The organism is Stenotrophomonas sp. As-7 (assembly GCF_030291015.1).
Taxonomy (GTDB): domain Bacteria; phylum Pseudomonadota; class Gammaproteobacteria; order Xanthomonadales; family Xanthomonadaceae; genus Stenotrophomonas; species Stenotrophomonas lactitubi.
Window position 1 is genome coordinate 3,173,880 of sequence record NZ_CP127405.1, and the last position, 22,285, is coordinate 3,196,164.

Consider the following 22,285-nt stretch of genomic DNA (forward strand, 5'->3'; position numbering starts at 1 on the left):
TCATGCCCGGCGGATCCACGCTCAGCCCGCCCATGGAAACCAGCGTGTCGCCAGCTGCACATGCCGCCCCGCTAGAATGCCCACATGACCGAATTCATTCCGCCCGGCACCCGCTTCCATGCACTGCCCTCGCCCTTTCCGTGCAAACGCGGTGGCGCCCTGCACGGTGCGCGCGTGGCCTACGAGACCTGGGGTGCGCTGGACGCAGACGCCGGCAACGCGATCCTGATCGTCACCGGCCTGTCGCCCGACGCACATGCAGCGGCCAACGAAGCCAATCCTGCGCCGGGCTGGTGGGAAGCCATGATCGGCCCCGGCAAGCCGATCGATACCGACCGCTGGTTCGTGGTCTGCGTGAACTCGCTGGGCAGCTGCAAGGGCTCCACGGGCCCTGCATCGATCAATCCAGCCAGCGGCGAACTGTATCGTCTGGATTTTCCGGAACTGTCGATCGAAGACGGCGCACGCGCGGCAGTTGACGTGGTACGCGCGCTGGGCGTCGAGCAGCTCGCCTGCGTGATCGGCAATTCGATGGGCGGGATGACCGCGCTGGCGGTGTTGCTGCTGCATCCGGGCATCGCCCGCAGCCATATCAACATTTCCGGCAGCGCGCAGGCATTGCCCTTCTCCATCGCGATCCGTTCGCTGCAGCGCGAAGCCATCCGCCTGGATCCGCGCTGGAACGGTGGCCACTACGACAATGAGGCATACCCGGAATCGGGCATGCGCATGGCACGCAAGCTGGGTGTGATCACCTACCGCTCGGCGCTGGAATGGGATGGCCGCTTCGGTCGCGTGCGGCTGGATTCCGACCAGGCCGACGATGATCCGTTCGGTCTGGAATTCCAGGTCGAAAGCTATCTGGAGGGACATGCACGCCGGTTCGTGCGCTTCTTCGATCCGAACTGCTATCTATACCTGAGCCGCTCGATGGACTGGTTCGACCTGGCCGAATATGGCGATGGCGATGTGCTGGCCGGACTGGCCAGCATCCGCGTCGACAAGGCGCTGGCAATTGGCGCCAACACCGACATCCTGTTCCCGGTACAGCAGCAGCAACAGGTGGCCGATGGCCTGCGCGCCGGCGGCGCGGATGCGCGTTTCATCGGCCTGGAATCACCGCAGGGCCATGACGCGTTCCTGGTCGACTTCGAACGTTTCGGCCCGGCCGTGCGCGGCTTCCTCGACGAACTGTAATGGTGTGGCGGCGCAATCTCGCACTGGCCGCGTTCGGTGCGTTGATCGGCTTGACCGCAACCGGCGTGTTTCCGCTGTGGCTGGGCGCATGGTGCGCACTCGCCAGCGCGGTGTCGTTCGGCTTGTATGGACACGACAAGCGGGCAGCGCAGCGCAATCAGCAGCGGACGCCGGAACGCACGCTGCAGCTGCTGGCATTTGCTGGCGGCTGGCCTGGTGCCCTGCTCGGCCAGGCGGTATTCCGCCACAAACATCGCAAGATGCAGTTCCAGTGGGTGTTCTGGCTGTGCGTGCTGGCCAACGTGGCCTCGATCGCGGTGATGCTGCGCGAATTTTCCCGGTAGCCGCCCTGTAGATCCACGCTACGCGTGGATATGCCGACCAAGGTCGGCATCTACCGAAGCGTCTCGCGAATCAACACCCCTTCGCATAGTGCAGTTCCAGCGGGTGCTCTGGTCGTACATGCTGGCCAACGCTGTAGATCCATGCCACGCGCGTATGTGCCGACCAAGGTCGGCATCTACCGAAGCGGTTCGCGGACCAATACCCCATCGCGCAACCGGTACTGCACATCCACCACACCGGCCGGCAGGTCATCGTGGGTGATCATCAACAGGCTGCGTCCTTCCAGCAGAGCTGGCAGGTCCTGCAGCAGTGCGCGCGCGGTATCCACGTCCAGGCCTTCGGTGGGCTCATCCACCAGCAGGATCGGCGCATTGCGCAGCAGCGCGCGGGCAAGCGCCAGGCGCCGCGCCTGGCCGGCCGACATCGTTGCGCCGTTCTCGCCCACCCAGGCCTGCAGGCCGCCATTGCGCTCGGCCCATTCGCCCAGCCGTACCCGTTGCAGCGCCGACCACAACGCCTTGTCACTGGCCTCGGGATCGCCCAGTCGCAGGTTTTCGGCCACGCTGCCGGCAAATACCGGCGCGTTCTGCGGCAGCCATGCCAGATGCCGGTGCCAGTCGGCCTGGGCGACATCGCGCAGGTCCTGGCCACCGTAGGTCAGCCGTCCGTGCTGCGGATCCCACAGACGCAACAGCAGGCTCGACAACGTGGTCTTGCCGCTGCCGCTGTCGCCACGGATGGCGATGCGCTCGCCCGGCGCCAGCGTCAGCTGCAGGCCACACAGCACCGGCCGCGCGGCGCCCGGCCACTGGAAGTGCACATCGTCCCAATGCACAGTCGCGGCCGACGCCAGTGGCTGCGGCGATGCAGGTTCTTCCACCGAAGGCGGTTGCTCGACGATGGCCTGCAGACGCGCGGCGGCAATGCGGCCCGATTGCAGCGATTGCCAGGCCAGGCCCATGCCCGCCCACAGCTCGATCATCGCTACCGTCAGGAACACCAGCCCGGCGGCCATTTCCGGTGCGATGCGCTGTTGTTCGGCCGCATGCAACGCCAGTGCCAGCATCGCCACCAGGCCGAGCCCGGCCAGCACGCCATGCAGCGTCGATGCAGCGATCAGCCGCAGGCGTCGACGACGATCGCGCGAGGCCACCTGCTTGGCCGCCACCCGCACCTTCAACTGCCAGGCGTTGCCAGCATTCAGCGCGGCCAGATCAGCCGCCCCTTCCAGTCCCTCGAATGCTGCCGTGCGCAGCGCCGCACGATGGGCAGCGCGGTCGGCCTCTTCGCTGTCATGGCCACGTACGCCCAGCCACGGCACGCCAACACCGATCAGCAGCGCCAGTACCGCCAGCAGCAGCGCTGCCGATGGCAGGATCAACGCCGCCGAGCCCACGCCCACCAGCGTCAACGCAGCCAGCGCCAGCAGCGGGCCGATGGCACGCACCAGCAGGCCGTCTATTTCGCCGATGTCGCCCAGCAGCCGCGCCAGCAGATCGCCGGTGCGGGTCGCACCCAGCCGTGCCGGCGCCAGCGGCAGCGCGCGGCGGAAGAACCACACGCGCAGGTCGCGGGCGATGCGCAGGGTGGCGTCATGCCCCACCAGTTTTTCGAAGTAGCGCGATGCGATGCGCGCCATGGTCAGCCCGCGGATGCCGGCCGACGGAGTGAAGAAATTGAAGCCCTGGCCAAGGCCCGCTGCACCGGCCAGCGCTGCAGCGGTCAGGAAGCCGCCGGACAGGCCCAGCAGCGCGGTGCCGGCCAGCATCGTGGTCCACAGCAGCAGCACCGCCAGCAGCAGGCGCGGGCGATGGCGCAGGAACACCGCTCGCAGTGAATCGGAAGAGCGGCTCATGCGCGCACCGCCTGCGCCGGCTCAACCAGGCGCCCTTCGGGCAGCAGCAGACAGCGGTCGGCCCAGGCGATCACCGCCGGGCTGTGGGTCGCCACCACCACGCTGCGTCCGCGCGCATACGCAGCCAGGCTGCGCAGCAGCGCCGCTTCGGTTTCGGCGTCGAGGAAGGCAGTAGGCTCATCCAGCAGCAGCACCTGCGGATCGCGCAGCAGCAGACGCGCCAGGCCGATGCGACGTGCCTCACCACCGGACAGGCCGAAGCCGCGTTCGCCGATCAGCGTATCCAGCCCTTCTGGCAGGCGCTGCGCGAACTGCAGCACCTGTGCGGCTTCGGCAACAGCGCGCAGGCGCGCGTCACTGGCACCGGGATCGGCCAGGCGCAGGTTTTCGGAAATGGTGCCGTGGAACAGATAGGGACGCTGGCTGGCATAGGCCACCTGCAGTCCCGCCCGCAGCTGCACCCGGCCCGCGCGCGGCGGCAGCCACCCGGCCAGCGCTTCCAGCAGCGTGCTCTTGCCGCTGCCACTGGGGCCGACCAGGGCCAGGCGCTGGCCCGGTTCCAGCTGCAGGTCGAGGTTCTGCAGCACGTCGTGAGTAGCGCCCAACGGACGCAGTACCAGACCGTGCGCCTGCAGCGGCGGCAAGGCGGCCTCGGCCGGCTCCGGTGCCAGCGGCACGCCGTCCTGTGCAATCCTGGCCTCGTCTTCCGGCAGCGTCTGCAGCAGGCGCTCCACCTCGGCGGCAGCGGCCAGCGCGTTGGCGCGGTCGTGATAGTGCGCGGCCAGGCGCCGCAACGGCGCGTAGAACTCCAGTGCCAGCAGCAGGCAGAACAGGCCAGCCCCCAGCGTCGGCACGGTCGCATGCAACGACATCAGGCCCAGATAGCTCAGGCCCAGATACAGCGCGACCATCGCCACACTGACCGACGCAAAGAATTCCAGCACGGTGGAGGACAGGAAGGCGATGCGCAGCACCTTCATGGTGCGCACGCGAACGCCCTCGGCCGCAGCCTCGATGCCGGCCAGCTCGGCCTCCCCGCGGCCATACAGGCGCAGCAGGCCAAGGCCCTTGATGCGATCGGCGAAGTGCCCGCTCATGCGCGCCAGTTCGCCCAACTGCGCGCGTCCGGCCGCTTCGGCGCCCCAACCCACCAGCATCATGAAAAACGGCACCAGCGGTGCGGTGAACAGCAGGATCAGTGCAACCACCCAATCGACCCAGGCCACAGCAGCCAGGATCAACAACGGCACCACCACCACTTCGGTGCGTACCGGCAGGAAACCACTGTAGTAGTTCTCGATGGCATCGCCGTGATGCAGCATCAGCTCACCCAGCTCGCCGGTGCGGCGCTGCCGCAGCCACAGCGGACCATGCCCGAGCAGACGCGCGAAGACACGCTCGCGCAGGGACAGTCGTGCGGCATCGGCAACGTCACCGGCCGCAGCCTGGGTGACACTGCCCAGCAGGGTGCGCACCACCAGGATCAGCGCCAGCGCGGCCAACACCGGCAGGCCCTGGGCCAACGGCGCGCGCTCGACCAGCACCTGCTGCACCAGCCAGGCGATGGCGGCGGCTTGACCGATCAACAGCGTGCCGGACACGCTGATGCACAGCGACGCCAGCCGCTGCCGTCCCTTCGCGGCGCGGGCCAGATCGGCCAGCCACGCGGTGCGGACACGCCGCAGGCGGGTCGATTCGTCATCCCGATCAGGGGCGTCGGCGGTCGGTTCGGCAGCGCTCAAGGCTCTTCACAGGCAGCAGGGGGATGGACGGCATTGTAGGCGCAGGCAACCGCCTTCCCCTGCGGCCGGCGGTCGCAGTCTTCATCGGGTTGGCATACGATCCCCCTGAACACGTGTTCATACATTGATCTGGATCAAGGCTGTTTGAAGTAGTCGGTCACATCATTCACCCCGTAGACCACCCTTCCCGCCACCTGCAACGGCACTATCCAACGAGGTAGCCAGGCCATGATTGATCAGACAGTCGTAGAACTGTCGCGGCTGCAATTCGCTCTGACCGCGATGTACCACTTCCTATTCGTACCGCTCACGCTTGGCCTGTCCTTCATGGTGGCCATCATGGAAAGCGTGTACGTCATGACCCGCAAGCAGGTCTGGCGGCAGATGACCCTGTTCTGGGGCACCCTGTTCGGCATCAACTTCGCCATCGGCGTGGCCACCGGCCTGGTGATGGAGTTCCAGTTCGGCATGAACTGGTCGTACTACAGCCACTACGTGGGTGACATCTTCGGTGCGCCGCTGGCCATCGAAGGCCTGATGGCGTTCTTCCTGGAAGCGACCTTCATCGGCCTGTTCTTCTTCGGCTGGAAGCGCCTGAGCCCGGTCAAGCACCTCACCGTGACCTGGCTGATGGCGCTGGGCACCAACCTGTCGGCAGTGTGGATCCTGATCGCCAACGGCTGGATGCAGAACCCGACCGGTGCGGTGTTCAACCCCGAAACCATGCGCATGGAAGTGGTCGATTTCGCTGCGGTGCTGCTGAACCCGGTGGCGCAGGCCAAGTTCGTGCACACCGTCAGCGCCGGTTACGTGACCGGTGCGATCTTCGTGATGTCGATCAGCGCCCTGTACCTGCTGCGCAACAAGCACAGGGACATGGCCCGCCGTTCGTTCGCGGTCGCCGCGGCCTTCGGCCTGCTGTCCTCGCTGTCGGTGGTCGTGCTGGGTGACGAAAGCGGTTATGCCGCCAGCGAACACCAGAAGATGAAGCTGGCCGCGATCGAAGCGATGTGGGAGACCGAGCGTGCACCGGCGGACTTCACCGCCTTCGGCATTCCCAACCAGGACACCCATACCAACGATTACGCGATCAAGATTCCGTACCTGATGGGCCTGATCGCCACCCGTTCGCTGGACCAGCCGATTCCGGGCATCCTCGAACTGGTCGACCGTGCAGAGCACCGCATCCGTGGTGGCCAGATCGCCTACGGCGCGCTGGAACGGGTGAAGAAGGACAAGAACGACCTCGAAGCACGGGAGATGTTCGACCGCCATTGGCAGGATCTCGGCCATGGCCTGCTGCTGAAGCGTTACCGCGAAGACATCCTCAACGCGACGCCGGAGGAAATCTCCAAGGCCGCGATGGATACCGTGCCGCGCGTGGCGCCGCTGTTCTGGACCTTCCGCATCATGGCCGGGCTGGGCTTCTACCTGATCGCCTTCTTCGCGCTGGCCTTCTACTACTCGTGCCGCAACAACTTCCAGGACAAGCGCTGGTTCCTGAAGCTTGCCGTGTGGAGCCTGCCGGCGCCGTGGATCGCGATCGAATGCGGTTGGTTCGTGGCCGAGTACGGTCGCCAGCCGTGGGCGGTGGATGGCGTGCTGCCCACCTTCTATGCGGCATCGGGCCTGGCACTGCATGAAATCCTGACCACGCTGGCGGTGTTCACCAGCCTGTACACGGTGCTGCTGATCATCGAAATCAAGCTGATGCTGAAGGCGGTCCGCAAGGGTCCTGATGACATCCTGCCGACGCTGCAGGCCGACATCCGCCCTGTTTCCCCCAATGCCGTTGCCCCCGGCCAGGCCTGAGGCAGGAGAATCCAGATGGAATTCATTGCACTTGATTACACCACGCTCCGCGTGATCTGGTGGCTGCTGCTCGGCATCCTGCTGGTCGGCTGGGCCGTCATGGATGGTTTCGACCTGGGCGTCGGCACCCTGCTGCCGTTCGTGGCAAAGACCGATGAAGAACGCCGACTGGTGATCAACACTGTCGGCCCGGTCTGGGAAGGCAACCAGGTCTGGTTGGTGCTGGGTGGCGGCGCGATCTTCGCCGCATGGCCGCCGCTGTATGCGGTCAGCTTCTCCGGCTTCTACCTGGCGGTGTTTGCGATGCTGTTCGGGCTCATCCTGCGCCCGGTCGGCTTCAAGTACCGCAGCAAGCTGCCGTCCAAGCGCTGGCGCGACAACTGGGACCGCGTGCTGTTCGTCGGTGGCCTGCTGCCGGGCCTGATTGCCGGCGTCGCGGTGGGCAACGTACTGCTGGGTGTGCCGTTCCACTTCGATGACACGCTGCGCGTGACCTACACCGGTTCGTTCTTCGGCCTGCTTACGCCGTTCGCGCTCATCGCCGGCCTGATCAGCGTGGCCATGCTGGTATCGCACGGTGCGGCCATGCTGGTGCTCAAGACCGACGGCCCGGTGGCCGAACGTGCGGCGCGCTACGGCAGCATCGCCGCCATCATCAGCTTCGTGTTGTTCGCCGCTGCCGGCGCCTGGGTGGCCTTCGGCCTGCCGGGCTACCAGATCACCTCGCAGGTGGTGACCGACGGACCGACCAATCCGCTGTTGAAGACCGCCGAACTGGGCACCGCCGCCGGTGGCTGGCTGCGCAACTACAGCAGCATGCCGGCAACGCTGGTGTTCCCGGTGCTGGGCCTGCTGGGTGCACTTGCCAGTGCGGTGCTGTTGCGCGCGCGTCGTGGCGGCCTGGCCTTCATCGCCTCGGGCGCGTCCATTGCCGGCATCATCCTCACCGTCGGCTTTGCGATCTTCCCGTTCCTGCTGCCGTCCTCCAGCCAGCCCACCTCCAGCCTGACCGTCTGGGACAGTTCGTCCAGCCACCTCACGCTGTGGGTCATGCTGCTGGCCACGGCCATCTTCCTGCCGATCATCCTCGCCTACACCACCTGGGTGTACCGCGTGCTGAAGGGCAAGACGACGGTCGAGGACATGGACGACAACCCCAACGCGTACTGATTGCCCGTGTGCCGGCCCAGGGTCGGCACACCCCTCGCACACAGGAGATTGACCATGTGGTATTTCGCTTGGATTCTCGGCGCTGGCCTGGCTTCGGTCGTGGCCATCCTCAACGGGATGTGGTTCGAAGCACGCGAAAGCGCGCGCGCCGACAAGGAAGTGCGTTGAAACTGTAAAAAAGGGTTGCCGGAACGGCCTTCACACCGTATTCTTGGCGGCTCCTTCGGGGTGTAGCTCAGTCTGGTAGAGCGCTACGTTCGGGACGTAGAGGTCGCAGGTTCGAATCCTGTCTCCCCGACCACTTCGGTGGTCGCATTGAAGCCTGGTGAAGTCTTCCAGGCTTTTTTGTTCCCGCAGGAGTCGCTGTCACGGCAGCGAAGCAGAACGGTCTTCCCCCTTGCCGCCATCGGGGGAAATGGCTAGAATAGGCGGCTCCCTTCGGGGTGTAGCTCAGTCTGGTAGAGCGCTACGTTCGGGACGTAGAGGTCGCAGGTTCGAATCCTGTCTCCCCGACCACTTCGGTGGTCACCAAGAAGCCTGGAAGACATCCGTGTCCTCCGGGTTTTTTTGTGCCTGAATTCCGGGACAACCGGCTACGCCGCCATCAGCACATGCCGCCGGGGACCTGGCCCGGCCCGGCCACGTACAATGGCCGCCACTCCCCCACCTGCCACACCGGCCCTGTCCGGTGCGGGCGCTGCACGTCACCTGCGCGGCGTGCGCCACCTGCAAGGAACACCGCATGACGTCCCCCACCTCCCCTTCGCCATCATTGCTGCACGGTCGCCTGCTGGCGTTCGCCGCGATCCTGCTGGCAGCGGTCAACCTGCGTACTGCGGTCACCTCGATCACTCCGCTGCTGGACGTGCTGGGCCAGCAGTTCGGCTTCGGCACCACCATGACCGGTGTGCTGGGCATGCTGCCGACCGCCTCGTTCGCATTGTTCGGCGTCGCCACCCCGGCGCTGGCACGACGCCTGGGCCTTGAGCGCACCACGCTGCTGGCCATGCTGATGGCCGCCACCGGCCTGCTGCTGCGCTCCAGCGCCGGCAATGTCGGCACCCTGCTGCTGGGCTCGGTGATCGCACTGGCCGGCATGGGCATCGGCAACGTGGTGGTGCCGCCGCTGGTGAAGCGCTACTTCGCCAACAAGGTCGGCACCATGAGCACGCTGTACATCAGCGTGCTGCAGCTGGGCACGATGATGCCGGCGCTGCTGGCGGTGCCGGTGGCCAACGCCGCAGGCTGGCGGGTGTCGCTGGGCATGTGGGCGCTGCTGGCGCTGGCGGCGACCCTGCCATGGATGCTGCTGGCACGCAGTGCGCCCAGGCCGGTGCTGGACAGCAGCGATCCCACCGCGCAGCCGCACGGGAAGGTCTGGCGTACCTCGTTGGGCTGGAGCATGACGCTGATGTTCGGCATGACCTCGCTGATGACCTATTCGATGTTCACCTGGCTGCCGCGCATCGTGGTCGAAGCCGGTGCCACGCCCGCCTTCGGTGGGGTGATGGTGGCGGTGTTTTCGGCATTGGGCCTGCTGCCTTCGCTGGTGATCCCATCGCTGGCGGTGCGCCTGCAGAACCCGTTCCCGCTGGTGCTGATCGGCTTTTCCGCTTTCGTCATCGCCTTCGCTGGCCTGCTGTTCGCGCCGATGAAGGCGCCGTTGCTGTGGGCCTGCCTGCTGGGCGTCGGGCCGTCCACGTTCCCGCTGGCGCTGACCCTGATCAATCTACGTACGCGCACCCCCACCGGCTCGGCCGCCTTGTCCGGCTTCATGCAGGGCGTGGGCTACAGCTTCAGCTGCCTGGGCCCGTTCCTGGTCGGCTGGCTGCATACCGTCAGCGAGGGCTGGACCCTGCCCTTCGCCTTCCTGTTCGGCTGCGCGGTGCTGATGCTGTGCGCCTCGTGGGTCGCCTGCAAGCCGCGCAAGCTGGAAGACCTGTGGTGACCGCCCCGGCTGCCTGACGCCCGCCGCCGTGAAGCTGGACCCACACACCCCACTACCGCGACCTACACACCGCCACCGCAGCGGGTGACGTAGCGTGTCCAAAGCTGACCCGGTTCGCGTCCAGAGCCGGGCGCGGCTTGGGGTGCCGGACAGCCCGGGGACGTGCCGTGCTGCCGCCCCCTTGCCGCCGGAGCAATCAAAAATACCTTTTTCAACAATGCGTTGCAGAAGGGTTGGCCGATCCGTCACGGACTTTCCGTCAATCTGGTACGGACCGCAACTGCCCGCATCGGCAAAGCGTCAGCTACAGTTGGCATGTGATGTGCGTCACACTTTGAGCGCATCGTTCAGGTATGGATGCTTAGGGGGTCTCATGGTTGTCTACCGTCCGCTGGCGTTCTGCGTCGGCCTGGCCTGCGCCACTCTGGCGTCCTGGGCTGATGCGGCGCCGCCGCCCACCGCGACCACGCGCGCCGAACGGCTCGCCGAAATCGGCCACTACCGTGACCAGGCGCGCTGGGTCGATGCCCTGGCGGCAATCGAGCGGGCGCAGCTGCGCGAGCCCAACGACGACCTGCTGTACAAGCTGCAGGTATTGACCCTGGGCGACATCGGCAATGCCCATCGCGCCTGGCGGCTTTACCAGGCCCGGCCCAACCTGTTCGACCAGGACCAGAAGGCGCGGCTGGAAGCCAACTACGTGGCCAAGCTGGTCAACTGGAGCCTGGCCTACGGGGAAACCGAAGACACCCGGCTGGACGAGGCCGAGGCGTCGCTGGCGGAAATGGAGCAGTACGTCGAGCGCGATGGCACCGCGCAGGCGCAGGCGCCGCTGCGGATCCGCATGGACCGGCTGATCCTGCTCAACCGCCTGGCCCGTCACGCGCAGGTGCGCGACGAAGCCCGGGCGCTGCAGCGCGAGGGCCATGCCCTGCCCGACTACGTGCTGCCAGCGGTGGGCGACTCGCTGATGTCCACCCAGAATCCGGAAGAAGCCATCCCGTTGCTGGAGGCCGCCGCGAAGAACGATCCCTCGCGCTTCCAGTCGCGCTCGGAGCTGGCCTATGCCTACCTGGAAACCGAGCAGGCGGAGAAGGCGGTGGGCTACCTGCAGGCGTGGCAGAAGGATGAACCGGCATGGCGCTGGGGCGGTGGCAAGACACCCTTCCAGAACTGGGCACGCTACGAAGCCGACCTGAACCTGGCGATGGTGCGGGCCTACAGCGGCGATCTGCCCACGGCCCAGCGCGAGCTGGAAGCGCTGGTCGACGTCGGCCCGGGCAATGGCAGCCTGCAGACCTCGCTGGGCAGCGTCTACCAGATGCGCGGCTGGCCACGGCGCGCACTGGAACGTCACCAGATGGCCTACACCCTGGACCCGCGTGACATCGCGCCGCGGCTGGGCATGTACGAATCCTACGTGCAGCTGCAACGCGACGACCTGGCGCGACCGCTGCATGACGATCTTCTGGCCCGCTATCCAAGCCAGCCGTCGGTGCAGCGCATGGACCGCGACTGGCGCGCCCATCGCGGCTGGCAGCTGTTGGCCAAGGTCGAGGGCGGCCGCAGTTCCGGCGGTGGCGGCACCTCGCCGCTGGGCAACGACGACCTGCACTACGGCATGGAAGTCGCCTCGCCGGTGCTCAACGACCGCTGGCGCCTGTTCGCCTTCGCCGACCGCCGTTCGGTCACCTTCCAGGATCAGGATATCGATCCGCTGTGGATCGGTGCCGGCGTGCGTTACCGCTTCGACCGCGTCGATGCCGAGGCGGCGGTGCTGCGCCCCAATGACAGCATCGGTGACACCGGTCTGCGTGGCAGCGTCGGCTGGCAGTTCAACGATCGCTGGCACGCGGGAGTAACCGCTGCCCGCAATGACCCGGAAGCCTCGATGCAGGCACGCGTGGCCGGCATCACCGCCGACAGCGTCGCCGTTGCCGTGGATTACACGCGCAACGAACGCACGCACTGGAGCATCGGTGGCAGCCAGTTCCGTTACGACGATGGCAACCGCCGCGACACGCTGAACAGCGCGATCGAACAACGGCTGTTGACCCGCCCGCGCCTGTTGATCGATGGCCTGGGCAGTGTCTACACCAGCCGTGGCAGCCGCGACGATGCGCCGTACTTCAACCCCTCGCGGGATCGCTCGGTGGAAGTGGGCCTGCGCATCGATCAGCAGTTGTGGCGCCATTACGAGCGCCACTTCCGCCATCGCCTGACGGTGTCCGTTGGCAACTACTGGCAGGAAGGCTTTGGCAGTTCAATCATTCCGACCGTGGCCTACCGCCACGAATGGCAGTTCGATCAGAGGCGGATCCTCGAGTACGGCGTGAGTTGGTCGCGGCCGGTCTACGACGGCCAACGTGAACGACATATCGGCTTCGATGCCGCGCTGCGCTGGGGAGAATGAGATGGAACGGATGCTTCGCAACCTGACGATCGTACTGCTGCTGGCGCTGCTGTGCCTGGCCCTGCCCGCCGCAGCCCAGCGCGACCGCTCGGCCGCGGACCTGGACGCGGCCGACAACGGCCTGCTGGTCCTCAGCTATCACGACGTGCGCGATGATGTGCTGGAAAAATCGGATGCCGACGCCTACGCGGTCAGCACGCAGAACTTCGCCGCACACCTGGACTGGCTGTCCGCCCATGGCTATCACCCGGTCTCGCTGTCGCAGCTGATCAAGGCCTCGCGGGGGGAAGCAAAGCTGCCGCCGCGGCCGGTACTGCTGACCTTCGACGACGGCCTGCGCAGCGTGTACAGCCGTGTCTATCCACTGCTGCGCGCGTACAACTATCCGGCGCTGGTGGCGGTGATCACCGACTACGTCGACATGGCACCGGGCCGCACCATCGACTACGGCTACCGTCCGTTCGGCCATGACGATTTCCTGACCTGGGACCAGCTGCGCGAGATGCAGGCCAGCGGCCTGATCGAACTGGCCAGCCATACCGACAACCTGCACCACGGCGTGCAGTCCAACCCGCAGGGCAACCAGACCCCGGCGGTGATCACCCGCATCTACGACCCGAAGGCGCAGCGCTATGAAAGCGCGCAGGAGTACGAGAAGCGCCTGCGCGATGATCTGGGCCGCAGCGTGCAGCGCATCGAGAAGGAACTGGGCGTACGCCCGAAAGCGATCGTCTGGCCGTATGCCGCCTACAACCAGTTGAGCAATGACATCGCCGAGCAGCTGGGCATGCCGGTGTCCTTCGACCTGGAAGGGCGCAGCACGCCTGTAACCGCCGACCTGCACGGCCTGGCACGCCTGCTGGTGACCAGCAATCCGAACGTCACCTCGCTGGCCTTCGAGCTGCGTCGCAACGTCAACCTGGACGGCACCCGTGCACTGCAGATCGACCTGGATTCGGTCTACGACAGCGACCCTGCACAGCAGGCGCGCAACCTGGATGCCCTGATCGAGCGCGTGAAGCGGATCGGCCCGACCCATGTCTACCTGCAGGCCTTCGCCGACCCGGACGGCAACAACACCGCCGATGCCCTGTACTTCCCGAACCGCCACCTGCCGATGCGCGCGGACCTGTTCAACCGTGTCGCCTGGCAGCTGAAAACCCGCGCCGGGGTGAAGGTCTACGCGTGGCTGCCGGTGCTGGGCTATGAACTGCCCGACGCTGCGCAGCGTGCGGCGCTGGGCATCCAGAGCCCGGAACGCGATGGCATGTACCGCCTGGATTTCACCAAGCCGCAGGCACGGCAGATCATCAAGGACATCTACGAAGACCTGGCGATCAATTCGTACTTCGAAGGCCTGCTGTTCCATGACGACGGCTACGTACGCGATACCGAACTGACGCAGCTGCCACAGGAAGGCAGCGACGGTGGCCGCACCCAGGCGCTGATCGATTTCACCCTGGAACTGCGCGACAGCGCACAACGCTGGCGCCCCAAGCTGGGCACCGTACGCAACCTGTACGCGCAGCCGGTGCTGGAGCCGCAGAGTGCGGCATGGTTCGCCCAGCGCCTGGATCTGTTCAACAAGGCCTATGACCGCACCGCGCTGATGGCGATGCCGTGGATGGAAGGCAGCCGCCGTCCCCAGCGCTGGATGGACCGCCTGGTGGTGGCAGTGCGCGAGCACGACCCGGACCTGAAGCACACGATGTTCGAGCTGCAGACCGTGGACTGGCGCACGCAGACGCCGATCAGCGGCGAACAGCTGCGCGCGCAGATCCGCCGCCTGCAGGCCCAGGGCGTGCGTCATTTCGCGTGGTACCCGGACGATTTCATTGCCGACAAGCCGTCGACCCAGGATGCACGCGCGGCGATGTCCGCGCGCAACTTCCCGTATCCGGAGAAGTGACGTGGACATGAACCCGTGGCTCAACGCCATGTTCCAGTTCGCCTTCTTCTACCCCATGGTGATGGCGTTCTTCTGGATGTCCGGTGGCCTGTACTACTTCTTCCGCCGTGAGCGGAAATCGCGGCCGCGCAACGATCCACCGCCCATGGCGGAGTATCCGTTCGCCAGCCTGTTGATTCCCTGCCACAACGAATCGGCCAACCTGGACGACACCCTCGGCGCGGCATTGGCGCAGCGCTATCCGGACTTCGAAGTGATCGCCATCAACGATGGCAGCAGCGACGATACCGGCGCCCGCCTGGACGCACTTGCGGCCCTGCACCCACGCCTGCGCGTGGTCCATCTGGATCGCAACCTGGGCAAGGCCAACGCGCTGCGCATGGGCGCCCTGGCTGCCCGATCGGAATACCTGGTGTGCATCGACGGCGACGCCATGCTGGAAGAATTCGCCATGCACTGGATGGTCTGGCACCTGACCAGCGGCCCACGCGTGGGTGCGGTGACCGGCAATCCACGCATCCGCAACCGCTCCACCCTGCTCGGCCGCCTGCAGGTGGCGGAGTTCTCCTCGATCATCGGCATGATCAAGCGCGCCCAACGCGTGTACGGCCGCATCTTCACCGTCTCCGGCGTCATCGCCGCATTCCGTCGCACCGCCCTGCACCGCATCGGTTACTGGGCCGATGACATGGTCACCGAGGACATCGACATCAGCTGGCGCCTGCAGCTGGATCATTGGGACATCCGTTACGAGCCCAACGCGCTGTGCTTCATCCTGATGCCGGAAACACTGAAGGGACTGTGGCGGCAGCGCCTGCGCTGGGCGCAGGGCGGTGTGGAAGTGCTGCTGCGCCACGGCTCCTCGTTGTTCAGCTGGCGCAAGCGGCGCATGTGGGGCGTGCTGCTGGAATACATCCTCAGCGTGCTGTGGGCCTACACCATGCTCGCGATCATCCTGCTGTGGGCACTGGGCAAGTTCATCCCGGTGCCGCCGCAGTTGTACATCGACACGTTGCTGCCGCAATGGCATGGCGTGATCCTGGCGTTGGTCTGCCTGCTGCAGTTTGCCAGCAGCCTGATCATCGACAGGCGTTACGAAACGCATATCGGCCGCAACTATTTCTGGGTCATCTGGTACCCGATGGCGTACTGGTTGATCAGCCTGTTCACAACGCTGGTGGCGCTGCCCAAGACCCTGCTCAGGCGGCGTGGCAAGCGTGCAACCTGGGTCAGCCCAGACAGGGGTATCCGATGAACGCACATCGCCAGACCGCCACGAGGAAGCCGTCCAACCGCTTCGACTCGCGCCTGATCCAGAAACCGCGCCAGCAGCCCCGCCTGCAGCGCACCGCCTGGGGGTTTGTGACCCTGGCGTTCTGGGGGTTCTACTTCTATCTATGGGCGCCGCTGATCACCCTGGTGTCCTGGGTGCTGGGTGGGCAGCAGGCGTGGCTGCAGCTGTACGAGCGCAAGCAGCAGCTGGATCCGTTCGTGATCATCGCCCTGCCGGTGATCCTGGCCGGCTGCGCGCTGCTGCTGATCGCCTGGGCCGAATACAACCGCTACCGCTTCGCCGGCAGGGAACGGCGCAACCCACGCGAGGACGCCAGCCGCTCGGAGATCGCCCGTTCGCTTGGTGCTAGTGATCAGCTCGCCGAACAGATGTTCAATGCGAAGGCCATCACCCTGCACATGGATGAGCATGCGCGGCCGCTGGGCATGACTGCGCAGCTGTTGCGGTGACGGGGTTCGGCCGGGCTGCGCCCGGCACCTGCAGAGGCAACGGCAACGGCCGAAGCAACAGCAACAGCTGGCATTCCGTGGGATGGCGGGGCGGTGTCGGATTGCGGGGACGCCGCAAGTACGTCCTTGTAGGCTTGGCCGCGGCATCCATGCCGCGGACACCCCGCAATCCGACACCGCCCCACCTCTGACAGATTTCCGCAATCTGGTAGATCCACGCCATGCGTGGATGAATCTCCATCGGAATCGAATATTTCGAATTCGGAATGAAAAGCATCCACGCATGGCGTGGATCTACGTGTCGACCAAGGTCGACACCTACCAACAGCAGCACAGAATGCCGTTCCGACAGCTCGCGGAAATCTGTCGAAGGCGGGGTGGGTCCGGTTGCGGGGGTGTAAGCGCCATGGATGGCGCGCCCAAGCCTACAGGGACGTACTTGCGGCGTCCCCCGCAACCGGACCCACCCCGCCATCCCACAGGAACCCAGCTGTTGCCGTCGCTTCGGCCCTTGCTTCGGCATTTGCCGTTGCCTCTGCGGGTGCCGGGCGCAGCCCGGCCATGAACCTAGCTACGAACCTGGCCTTCGCCGCGCACCACGAAACGTTCGACCGTGAGTGCTTCCAGTCCCATCGGGCCATAGGCATGCAGGCGCGTGGTGGAGATGCCGATTTCGCTGCCGAGGCCGAGCTGGCCGCCATCGGAAAAGCGCGACGACGCGTTGACCATCACCACCGCCGAGCGCAACGCGTTGACGAAACGTTCTGCACTGGCCACGTCTTCGGTGGCGATCACTTCGGTGTGGTCTGAGGTGTAGGTGCGGATGTGCGCGATCGCTGCGTCAAGATCGTCGACCACGCGGACCGCCAGTACCAGATCAAGGAACTCGGCGGCATAGTCGTCCTCGCTGGCAACAGTGCTTCCCGGCAGCAACGGCTGCGCGCGCGCGTCGGCACGCAGCTGCACACCACGTTCGGCCAGCGCCTGCGCAGCGCGCGGCAGGAAGTCTGCGGCAATGTCCTGGTGCACCAGCAGGGTTTCCAGTGAATTGCACGCGGACGGGCGACTGCACTTGCCATCCACCAGCAGATCGAGCGCTTTGGCAGGGTCGGCACTGGCATCGACGAACAGGTGGCAGACACCCTTGTAGTGCTTGATCACCGGTACCCGTGCGTGTTCTGCAACGAAGCGGATCAGGCCCTCGCCACCGCGCGGGATCGCCAGGTCGATCAGTTCATGCAACTGCAGCAGTTCCAGCATGGCTTCGCGGCGCAGGTCGGTCAGCACCGTCACCGCGGCAGGGGGCACGCCGTTGGCCTTCAATGCCCCGGCCAATGCCTGGGCGATGGCAGTGTTGGAATGGATGGCCTCCGAACCTCCACGCAGAATCACGCCGTTGCCCGCCTTCAGGCACAGCGCGGCGGCTTCGGCGGTCACGTTCGGGCGTGCTTCGTAGATCATCGCGATCACTCCCAGCGGCACGCGCACCTTCTGTACGCGGATGCCGTTCGGTCGCACGTCGTCGCGGGTCACCTGCCCGACCGGGTCCGGCAGGCCCGCCACCTCACGCACGGCGTCGGCCATCGCCAGCAGGCGCGCCGGGTCCAGCGCCAGGCGGTCGAGCATCGCACTGCCCACGCCCTTGTCGCGGGCGGCGGCGAGGTCGCGCGCGTTGCCTGCAAGAATCTGCCCGGCATTGACCTCCAGTGACTGCGCCATCGCCTGCAGCAGCGCCCTGCGGGCACCGCTGTCGAGGCCAGCGACCACCTGGGCTGCGTCACGGCAGGCGCGGGCCTGCGATTCGATCTCACTCATCGGGACATCCTGCAATGGGTTCATGGCAGCACCAGATCGTCACGATGGACGACGGTACCGCCGTAGTTGTAGCCGAGCACGGTCTGGATGTCGCGCGTGTGGCGGCCGGCAATGCGGCGCACGTCATCGGCGGCGTACTGGCTGACACCACGGGCCACGCAGACCCGGCCGGCTTCGGTGTTCCAGCACACCTGCACCATGTCACCACGGCGGAACGCGCCTTCGGCACCGGTGATGCCACCGGGCAGCAGTGAGGCGCCCTTCTCGCGCATCGCCTGCGCTGCGCCGGCGTCGATCAGGATCGCGCCTTCGGCCAGCGGCGCGTGCCGCAGCCAGTGCTTGCGGGCGGCCTCGCGGCTGCGCGCCGCGTGGATGCGGGTACCGAACAGGCGATCCTGCGCCAGCGCGCGCACCACCTCGCCGCTGCGGCCGTTGAACAGATAGGTTTCGATGCCGACACGACCGGCCTTGGCCGCGGCCTCCAGCTTGGTGCGCATGCCACCGGTACCGGCGACTGAACCGGCACCACCGGCCATCGCCAGCACGGCATCATTCAACTCGGGCACGTCGTGCAGCGGCCGTGCATAGGCATGCGTGCGCGGGTCGGCACTGTAGAGGCCATCGATGTCGGTGGCGATGAACAGTGCATCGGCATCGACCAGCGCCGCCACGGTCGCAGCCAGGTTGTCGTTGTCACCGAGCTTGAGCTCGTCCACCGACACGGTGTCGTTCTCGTTGACCACCGGCAGCGCACCCAGCCGCAACAGCTCGTTGAGGGTGGCCCGCGCATTGAGGTAGCGACGGCGGTTGCGCAGATCGTCATGGGTCAGCAGCACCTGCGCCACCGGGCGCTCGAAGAAGCGCTGCCACAGACCGATCAGCTGCGCCTGGCCAAGCGCCGCCAACGCCTGTCGCGCAGCCATCGCTGCACCGGGTTCATCGGCCCTGGGCAGGATCGCGCGGCCGGCAGCGACCGCGCCGGAGGAGACGATCACCACTTCGCGCCCAGCCAGCACGTTGGCCGAGACGAACTGGGCCAGGCCCAGCGCATGACGCGGCGACAGGCCACCGCCATCGGCCGCGAGCAGGCTGCTGCCGACCTTGAGCACGGCACGCCGCCACGACGGCAGCGCTTGTTCGGGGAACGGCGATGCAACGGTGGCGGCGTGGACAGTCATCAGGAGCGCCTCAGCGGGTATTCCATTCGTGGACACTCAGCGCCGATGCCTGCATCGTCACCAGCGGATCGGTGGCGACGATGGCCTGTGCCTGCGCCAGGCTGTCGACGTTGCACAGCACATAGGCGCCGCCACTGCCATCGGCAAAGCCACCGGTCAGCTGCAGCTTGCCCTCGGCCTGCAGCGCATCAAGAAAGTCGCGGTGCGGTTGCACCACGGCGTCGGTGAAACCGGGCTGGCGCATCGCCAGCACCAGGTAAACGGTGCCGGCCATCAGGACAGCGCCTGCCAGCGCGCGCGCAGTTCATCCAGGCGCAGGTCCGACGCCGACCCCGGCGATACACGCGCCGCCAGGCTGCCTTCCGGCGTACGCCCCTGCCCCGCGCTGTCGGCGCCGGCAGCAGCGGCCTTGTAGGCCTCGCGGAAGGGTACGCCCGCGACCGCAGCTTCCACCGCTACATCGGTGGCGTACATGCCCGAATCGATCGCTGCGCGCAGCTTGTCATCGCGCCATTCCAGGTTGGCCAACAGCGCCGGCAGCAGCTCCAGCGCGGCCAGGCCACGACCGAAGCCGTGGAAGATCGCGCCCTTGGACGACTGCAGATCGCGGTGGTAGCCCGACGGCAGCGACAGCAGCTGCTCGATCTCGGTGCGTGCGGCTGCGACGCTGGCATGGGTCGCCCGCATCAGCTCGATCACGTCCGGATTGCGCTTGTTGGGCATGATCGAACTGCCGGTGGTGTACTGCGCCGGCAGCGCGACGAAACCGAATTCGGCGCTGGTGAACAGCGACAGGTCCCAGGCGATGCGGCGCAGGTCCAGGGTCGCACCGCCCAGCGCTTCCAGTGCAGCCAGTTCGAACTTGCCACGCGACAGCTGCGCGTAGATCGGCGAGATCTGCATGCGCGCAAAGCCGAGCGCAGCGGTGGTGTGTTCGCGATCCAGCGGCAGGTTCACGCCGTAACCGGCAGCGGTGCCGAGCGGATTGGCATCAACCAGTGCATGGGTATCGCGGGCACGCACAGCGTTGTCGATGAAAGCCTCGGCCCACCCAGCCCACCACATGCCTGCCGAGGACACCACGGCACGCTGGATGTGGGTGTAACCGGGAATCGGCAGATGCTGCTCGGCCTGCGCACGGTCGAGCGCCACCTTGGCCACTTCGGCACTGACCTGCGCGACGCGCTGCAGCTTCTCCTTCAACCACAACCGGGTGGCGACCAGGATCTGGTCGTTGCGGCTGCGGCCGGTATGGATCTTGCGGCCGGCATCACCCAGGCGCTCGGTCAACCGTGCCTCGATGGCGGAATGGCCATCTTCATACTGCGTATCCAGCACGAAGCGGCCTTCGCGGAAGTCCTGCGCCAGCACCTCCAGTTCGCGCAGCAGGCCAGCGAGTTCATCGGCGCTGAGGATGCCGATGTGCTGCAGGCCCTGCGCGTGCGCGGCGCTGGCGGCGATGTCATGCAGGAAGAATTCGCGGTCGAGGATCACGTCGTCGCCGGCGAGGAAGGTCTGGATCTGGGCATCGACAGCGACGCCGGGCTTCTGCCAAAGAAGGTCTGCCATGGGGGCTCCTGTGCGGTTTCAGTGCGGGATCGACGTCAGTTCGTCGATGCCCAGCGCGAGATTGAGGTTCTGCATGGCCTGGGTGGCCGCGCCCTTGAGCAGGTTGTCCAGGGTCGCCACCACCACCACCCGCTTGCCGCCCGGGGCCAGCGTGAAGCCGCCGACCTGGGCGCCATGGCGGCCAGCGATGCGGCTCACCCACGGCGCCTCGTCCACGACCTCGATGAGTGCTTCACCGGCATAGGCCTGCTGGAAGCGCTCGACGATCTGCTCGCGGGTCTGCACACGGTTCAACCACAGGTTGGCGGTGAGAGTGATGCCACGGAAATGCGGCGCGACGTGCGGCATGAATTCGACGGCCACGCCGAGCTGCACGGACACCTCACGCTCGTGCACGTGGTTGGTCAGCGCGTACGGCATCAGGTTGTCGGCCAGCAGCTCGACATTGTTCTTGTCCGACGGCGAGGTGCCGGCACCGGAGTAGCCGGACACACCGAAGCACTGCGGCGGGCCCGCCAGCAGATCGCGCAGCGGATGGATCGCCAGCTGCATCGCGGTGGCATAGCAGCCGGGATTGCTGATGTGCTTCTGGCCGTTGTAACGGTCGCGGGTAAGCTCGGGCAGGCCGTAGTACCAGGCAGTGTCGAAACGGTAGTCGGCCGACAGATCGACGATCACCGTGTCCGGCTTCGCCGTTTCCAGCGCCGCCACGAACGGAGCAGCCAAGCCATTGGGCAGCGCCAGGATCACCGCATCCACGCCCTTGGCGGCAACGGCATCGGCGTCGAGATTTTCGAACTGCAGATCACCCTGCCATTGCGGGTAGTGGTCGGATACGCGCTGCCCGGCCAGTTCGCGCGAAGAGACGAAGCCCAGCTGCAGGCTCGGATGCGCGGCCACCAGCCGGATCAGCTCGGCACCGGTATGGCCGCGGGCGCCGACGATGCCGACGGTGAACGAGGAGGAAGTGCTCATGCGTGCGTGCTCATGCGTGCGAGTCGAGGCGGTGCTGCAGGTGGCGTTTCACGCCCTGCCATTCCGTGTCGATGATGGAGAAGATGACGGTGTCGCGCGGCGTGCCGTCGGGATGACGACGGTGATTGCGCAGCACGCCATCCTGCTTGGCGCCCAGGCGTGCGATCGCGGTACGCGAGGTGAAGTTGAACCAGCTGGTTTCAAACACCACGCTCAGGCATTCCAGCCGCTCGAAGGCATGGCTGAGCAGCATCAGCTTGGTTTCGGTGTTGACTCCGGTGCGCTGCACCGACTCGCCATACCAGGTGTAGCCGATGCTGAGCCGCGGCACGTCCGGTTGCAGGTCGTAGTAGCGGGTGGTGCCGACGATCTGGTCGTTGGCATCGAACACCACGAACGGCAGCACCTTGCCCTCGGCCTGAACCTGCAGCGCGGCCTGCACATAGCTGGTCATGGTCTTCGCATCAGGCACCTGGGTGTACCAGAGCTTCGACAACGCACCGTCACCCAACGCACCGCGCAGGCCGTCGATATGGTTCATCTGCAGCGGTTCGAGCCGCGCATGCGTGCCGGTCAGCGTGGGTACCCGGGTCCAGTCGGCGTGGTTCATCGCG

General features: G+C 66.3%; 18 protein-coding genes and 2 tRNA genes. 12 read left to right on the top strand and 8 right to left on the bottom strand.

The annotated features are described in order from the left end of the window. Nucleotides 1-84: 84 nt before the first annotated feature. The gene (locus QP457_RS14645) at nucleotides 85-1,197 is read left to right on the top strand and encodes a homoserine O-acetyltransferase (RefSeq protein ID WP_205405987.1); all 1,113 of its coding nucleotides are present in this window, start codon (nucleotides 85-87) and stop codon (nucleotides 1,195-1,197) included. Then, nucleotides 1,197-1,541 carry a DUF1294 domain-containing protein gene (locus tag QP457_RS14650; RefSeq protein WP_205405988.1) on the top strand — a complete coding sequence of 115 codons (345 nt, stop codon included), beginning with the start codon at nucleotides 1,197-1,199 and terminating at the stop codon, nucleotides 1,539-1,541. Before QP457_RS14645 ends, QP457_RS14650 begins: the two co-directional genes overlap by 1 nt. 176 nt (nucleotides 1,542-1,717) lie before the next feature. On the opposite strand, the gene cydC is transcribed toward QP457_RS14650, so the two are convergent. After that, nucleotides 1,718-3,397: a thiol reductant ABC exporter subunit CydC gene (cydC, locus tag QP457_RS14655; RefSeq protein WP_205405989.1), complete on the bottom strand. Its 1,680-nt coding sequence runs from the start codon at nucleotides 3,395-3,397 to the stop codon at nucleotides 1,718-1,720. Further along, entirely contained in the window at nucleotides 3,394-5,139 is a 1,746-nt protein-coding gene (cydD, locus tag QP457_RS14660) for a thiol reductant ABC exporter subunit CydD (protein WP_205405990.1), read from the bottom strand. The genes cydC and cydD overlap by 4 nt, the downstream gene beginning before the upstream one ends. 228 nt (nucleotides 5,140-5,367) lie before the next feature. Here cydD and QP457_RS14665 point away from each other — a divergent pair, with 228 nt between their 5' ends. The 10 genes from QP457_RS14665 to pgaD all read left to right on the top strand — a co-directional run bounded on the left by QP457_RS14665 (nucleotide 5,368) and on the right by pgaD (nucleotide 16,134). Beyond that, nucleotides 5,368-6,951 carry a cytochrome ubiquinol oxidase subunit I gene (locus QP457_RS14665; protein WP_099821188.1) on the top strand — a complete coding sequence of 528 codons (1,584 nt, stop codon included), beginning with the start codon at nucleotides 5,368-5,370 and terminating at the stop codon, nucleotides 6,949-6,951. Nucleotides 6,952-6,966: 15 nt separating this feature from the next. Beyond that, nucleotides 6,967-8,121 (top strand): cytochrome d ubiquinol oxidase subunit II, encoded by a 1,155-nt coding sequence (gene cydB, locus QP457_RS14670; protein ID WP_088101726.1) that lies wholly within the window; start codon nucleotides 6,967-6,969, stop codon nucleotides 8,119-8,121. Between the two features lie 54 nt (nucleotides 8,122-8,175). Further along, nucleotides 8,176-8,289 carry a cytochrome bd-I oxidase subunit CydX gene (gene cydX, locus QP457_RS14675; RefSeq protein ID WP_025876452.1) on the top strand — a complete coding sequence of 38 codons (114 nt, stop codon included), beginning with the start codon at nucleotides 8,176-8,178 and terminating at the stop codon, nucleotides 8,287-8,289. Nucleotides 8,290-8,345: 56 nt separating this feature from the next. Continuing rightward, a tRNA-Pro gene (locus QP457_RS14680) sits at nucleotides 8,346-8,422 on the top strand. Between the two features lie 138 nt (nucleotides 8,423-8,560). Then, nucleotides 8,561-8,637, top strand: a tRNA-Pro gene (locus tag QP457_RS14685). Between the two features lie 226 nt (nucleotides 8,638-8,863). Beyond that, nucleotides 8,864-10,069 carry an MFS transporter gene (locus tag QP457_RS14690; RefSeq protein WP_205405991.1) on the top strand — a complete coding sequence of 402 codons (1,206 nt, stop codon included), beginning with the start codon at nucleotides 8,864-8,866 and terminating at the stop codon, nucleotides 10,067-10,069. Nucleotides 10,070-10,442: 373 nt separating this feature from the next. Beyond that, nucleotides 10,443-12,482: a poly-beta-1,6 N-acetyl-D-glucosamine export porin PgaA gene (gene pgaA / locus QP457_RS14695; protein ID WP_205405992.1), complete on the top strand. Its 2,040-nt coding sequence runs from the start codon at nucleotides 10,443-10,445 to the stop codon at nucleotides 12,480-12,482. 10 nt (nucleotides 12,483-12,492) lie between these two features. Continuing rightward, nucleotides 12,493-14,391 (top strand): poly-beta-1,6-N-acetyl-D-glucosamine N-deacetylase PgaB, encoded by a 1,899-nt coding sequence (gene pgaB, locus QP457_RS14700; protein ID WP_205406006.1) that lies wholly within the window; start codon nucleotides 12,493-12,495, stop codon nucleotides 14,389-14,391. Nucleotide 14,392: 1 nt separating this feature from the next. Then, the gene (gene pgaC, locus QP457_RS14705; protein ID WP_100460680.1) at nucleotides 14,393-15,646 is read left to right on the top strand and encodes a poly-beta-1,6-N-acetyl-D-glucosamine synthase; all 1,254 of its coding nucleotides are present in this window, start codon (nucleotides 14,393-14,395) and stop codon (nucleotides 15,644-15,646) included. Next, nucleotides 15,643-16,134, top strand: coding sequence for a poly-beta-1,6-N-acetyl-D-glucosamine biosynthesis protein PgaD (pgaD, locus tag QP457_RS14710; protein WP_205405993.1), 492 nt, complete (start codon nucleotides 15,643-15,645; stop codon nucleotides 16,132-16,134). The genes pgaC and pgaD overlap by 4 nt, the downstream gene beginning before the upstream one ends. 567 nt (nucleotides 16,135-16,701) lie before the next feature. On the opposite strand, the gene QP457_RS14715 is transcribed toward pgaD, so the two are convergent. From QP457_RS14715 to QP457_RS14740, 6 genes are read right to left on the bottom strand one after another with little or no spacing between them, the layout of a single operon-like run. Then, a complete protein-coding gene (locus QP457_RS14715) occupies nucleotides 16,702-17,973 on the bottom strand; it encodes a glutamate-5-semialdehyde dehydrogenase (RefSeq protein WP_205404705.1) in 1,272 nt (423 codons plus the stop codon). Further along, nucleotides 17,970-19,127 carry a glutamate 5-kinase gene (gene proB / locus QP457_RS14720; RefSeq protein ID WP_205404706.1) on the bottom strand — a complete coding sequence of 386 codons (1,158 nt, stop codon included), beginning with the start codon at nucleotides 19,125-19,127 and terminating at the stop codon, nucleotides 17,970-17,972. The genes QP457_RS14715 and proB overlap by 4 nt, the downstream gene beginning before the upstream one ends. A 10-nt stretch (nucleotides 19,128-19,137) precedes the next feature. Continuing rightward, on the bottom strand, nucleotides 19,138-19,401 hold the full coding sequence (locus tag QP457_RS14725) for a YciI family protein (protein ID WP_089236219.1): 264 nt from the start codon (nucleotides 19,399-19,401) through the stop codon (nucleotides 19,138-19,140). Then, entirely contained in the window at nucleotides 19,401-20,696 is a 1,296-nt protein-coding gene (gene argH, locus QP457_RS14730; RefSeq protein WP_033831569.1) for an argininosuccinate lyase, read from the bottom strand. Before argH ends, QP457_RS14725 begins: the two co-directional genes overlap by 1 nt. Nucleotides 20,697-20,714: 18 nt before the next feature. Next, complete coding sequence (argC, locus tag QP457_RS14735; RefSeq protein ID WP_205404707.1) at nucleotides 20,715-21,671, bottom strand: N-acetyl-gamma-glutamyl-phosphate reductase; 957 nt, start codon at nucleotides 21,669-21,671, stop codon at nucleotides 20,715-20,717. A gap of 10 nt (nucleotides 21,672-21,681) precedes the next feature. After that, complete coding sequence (locus QP457_RS14740; RefSeq protein ID WP_205404708.1) at nucleotides 21,682-22,281, bottom strand: GNAT family protein; 600 nt, start codon at nucleotides 22,279-22,281, stop codon at nucleotides 21,682-21,684. Nucleotides 22,282-22,285 lie beyond the last annotated feature (4 nt).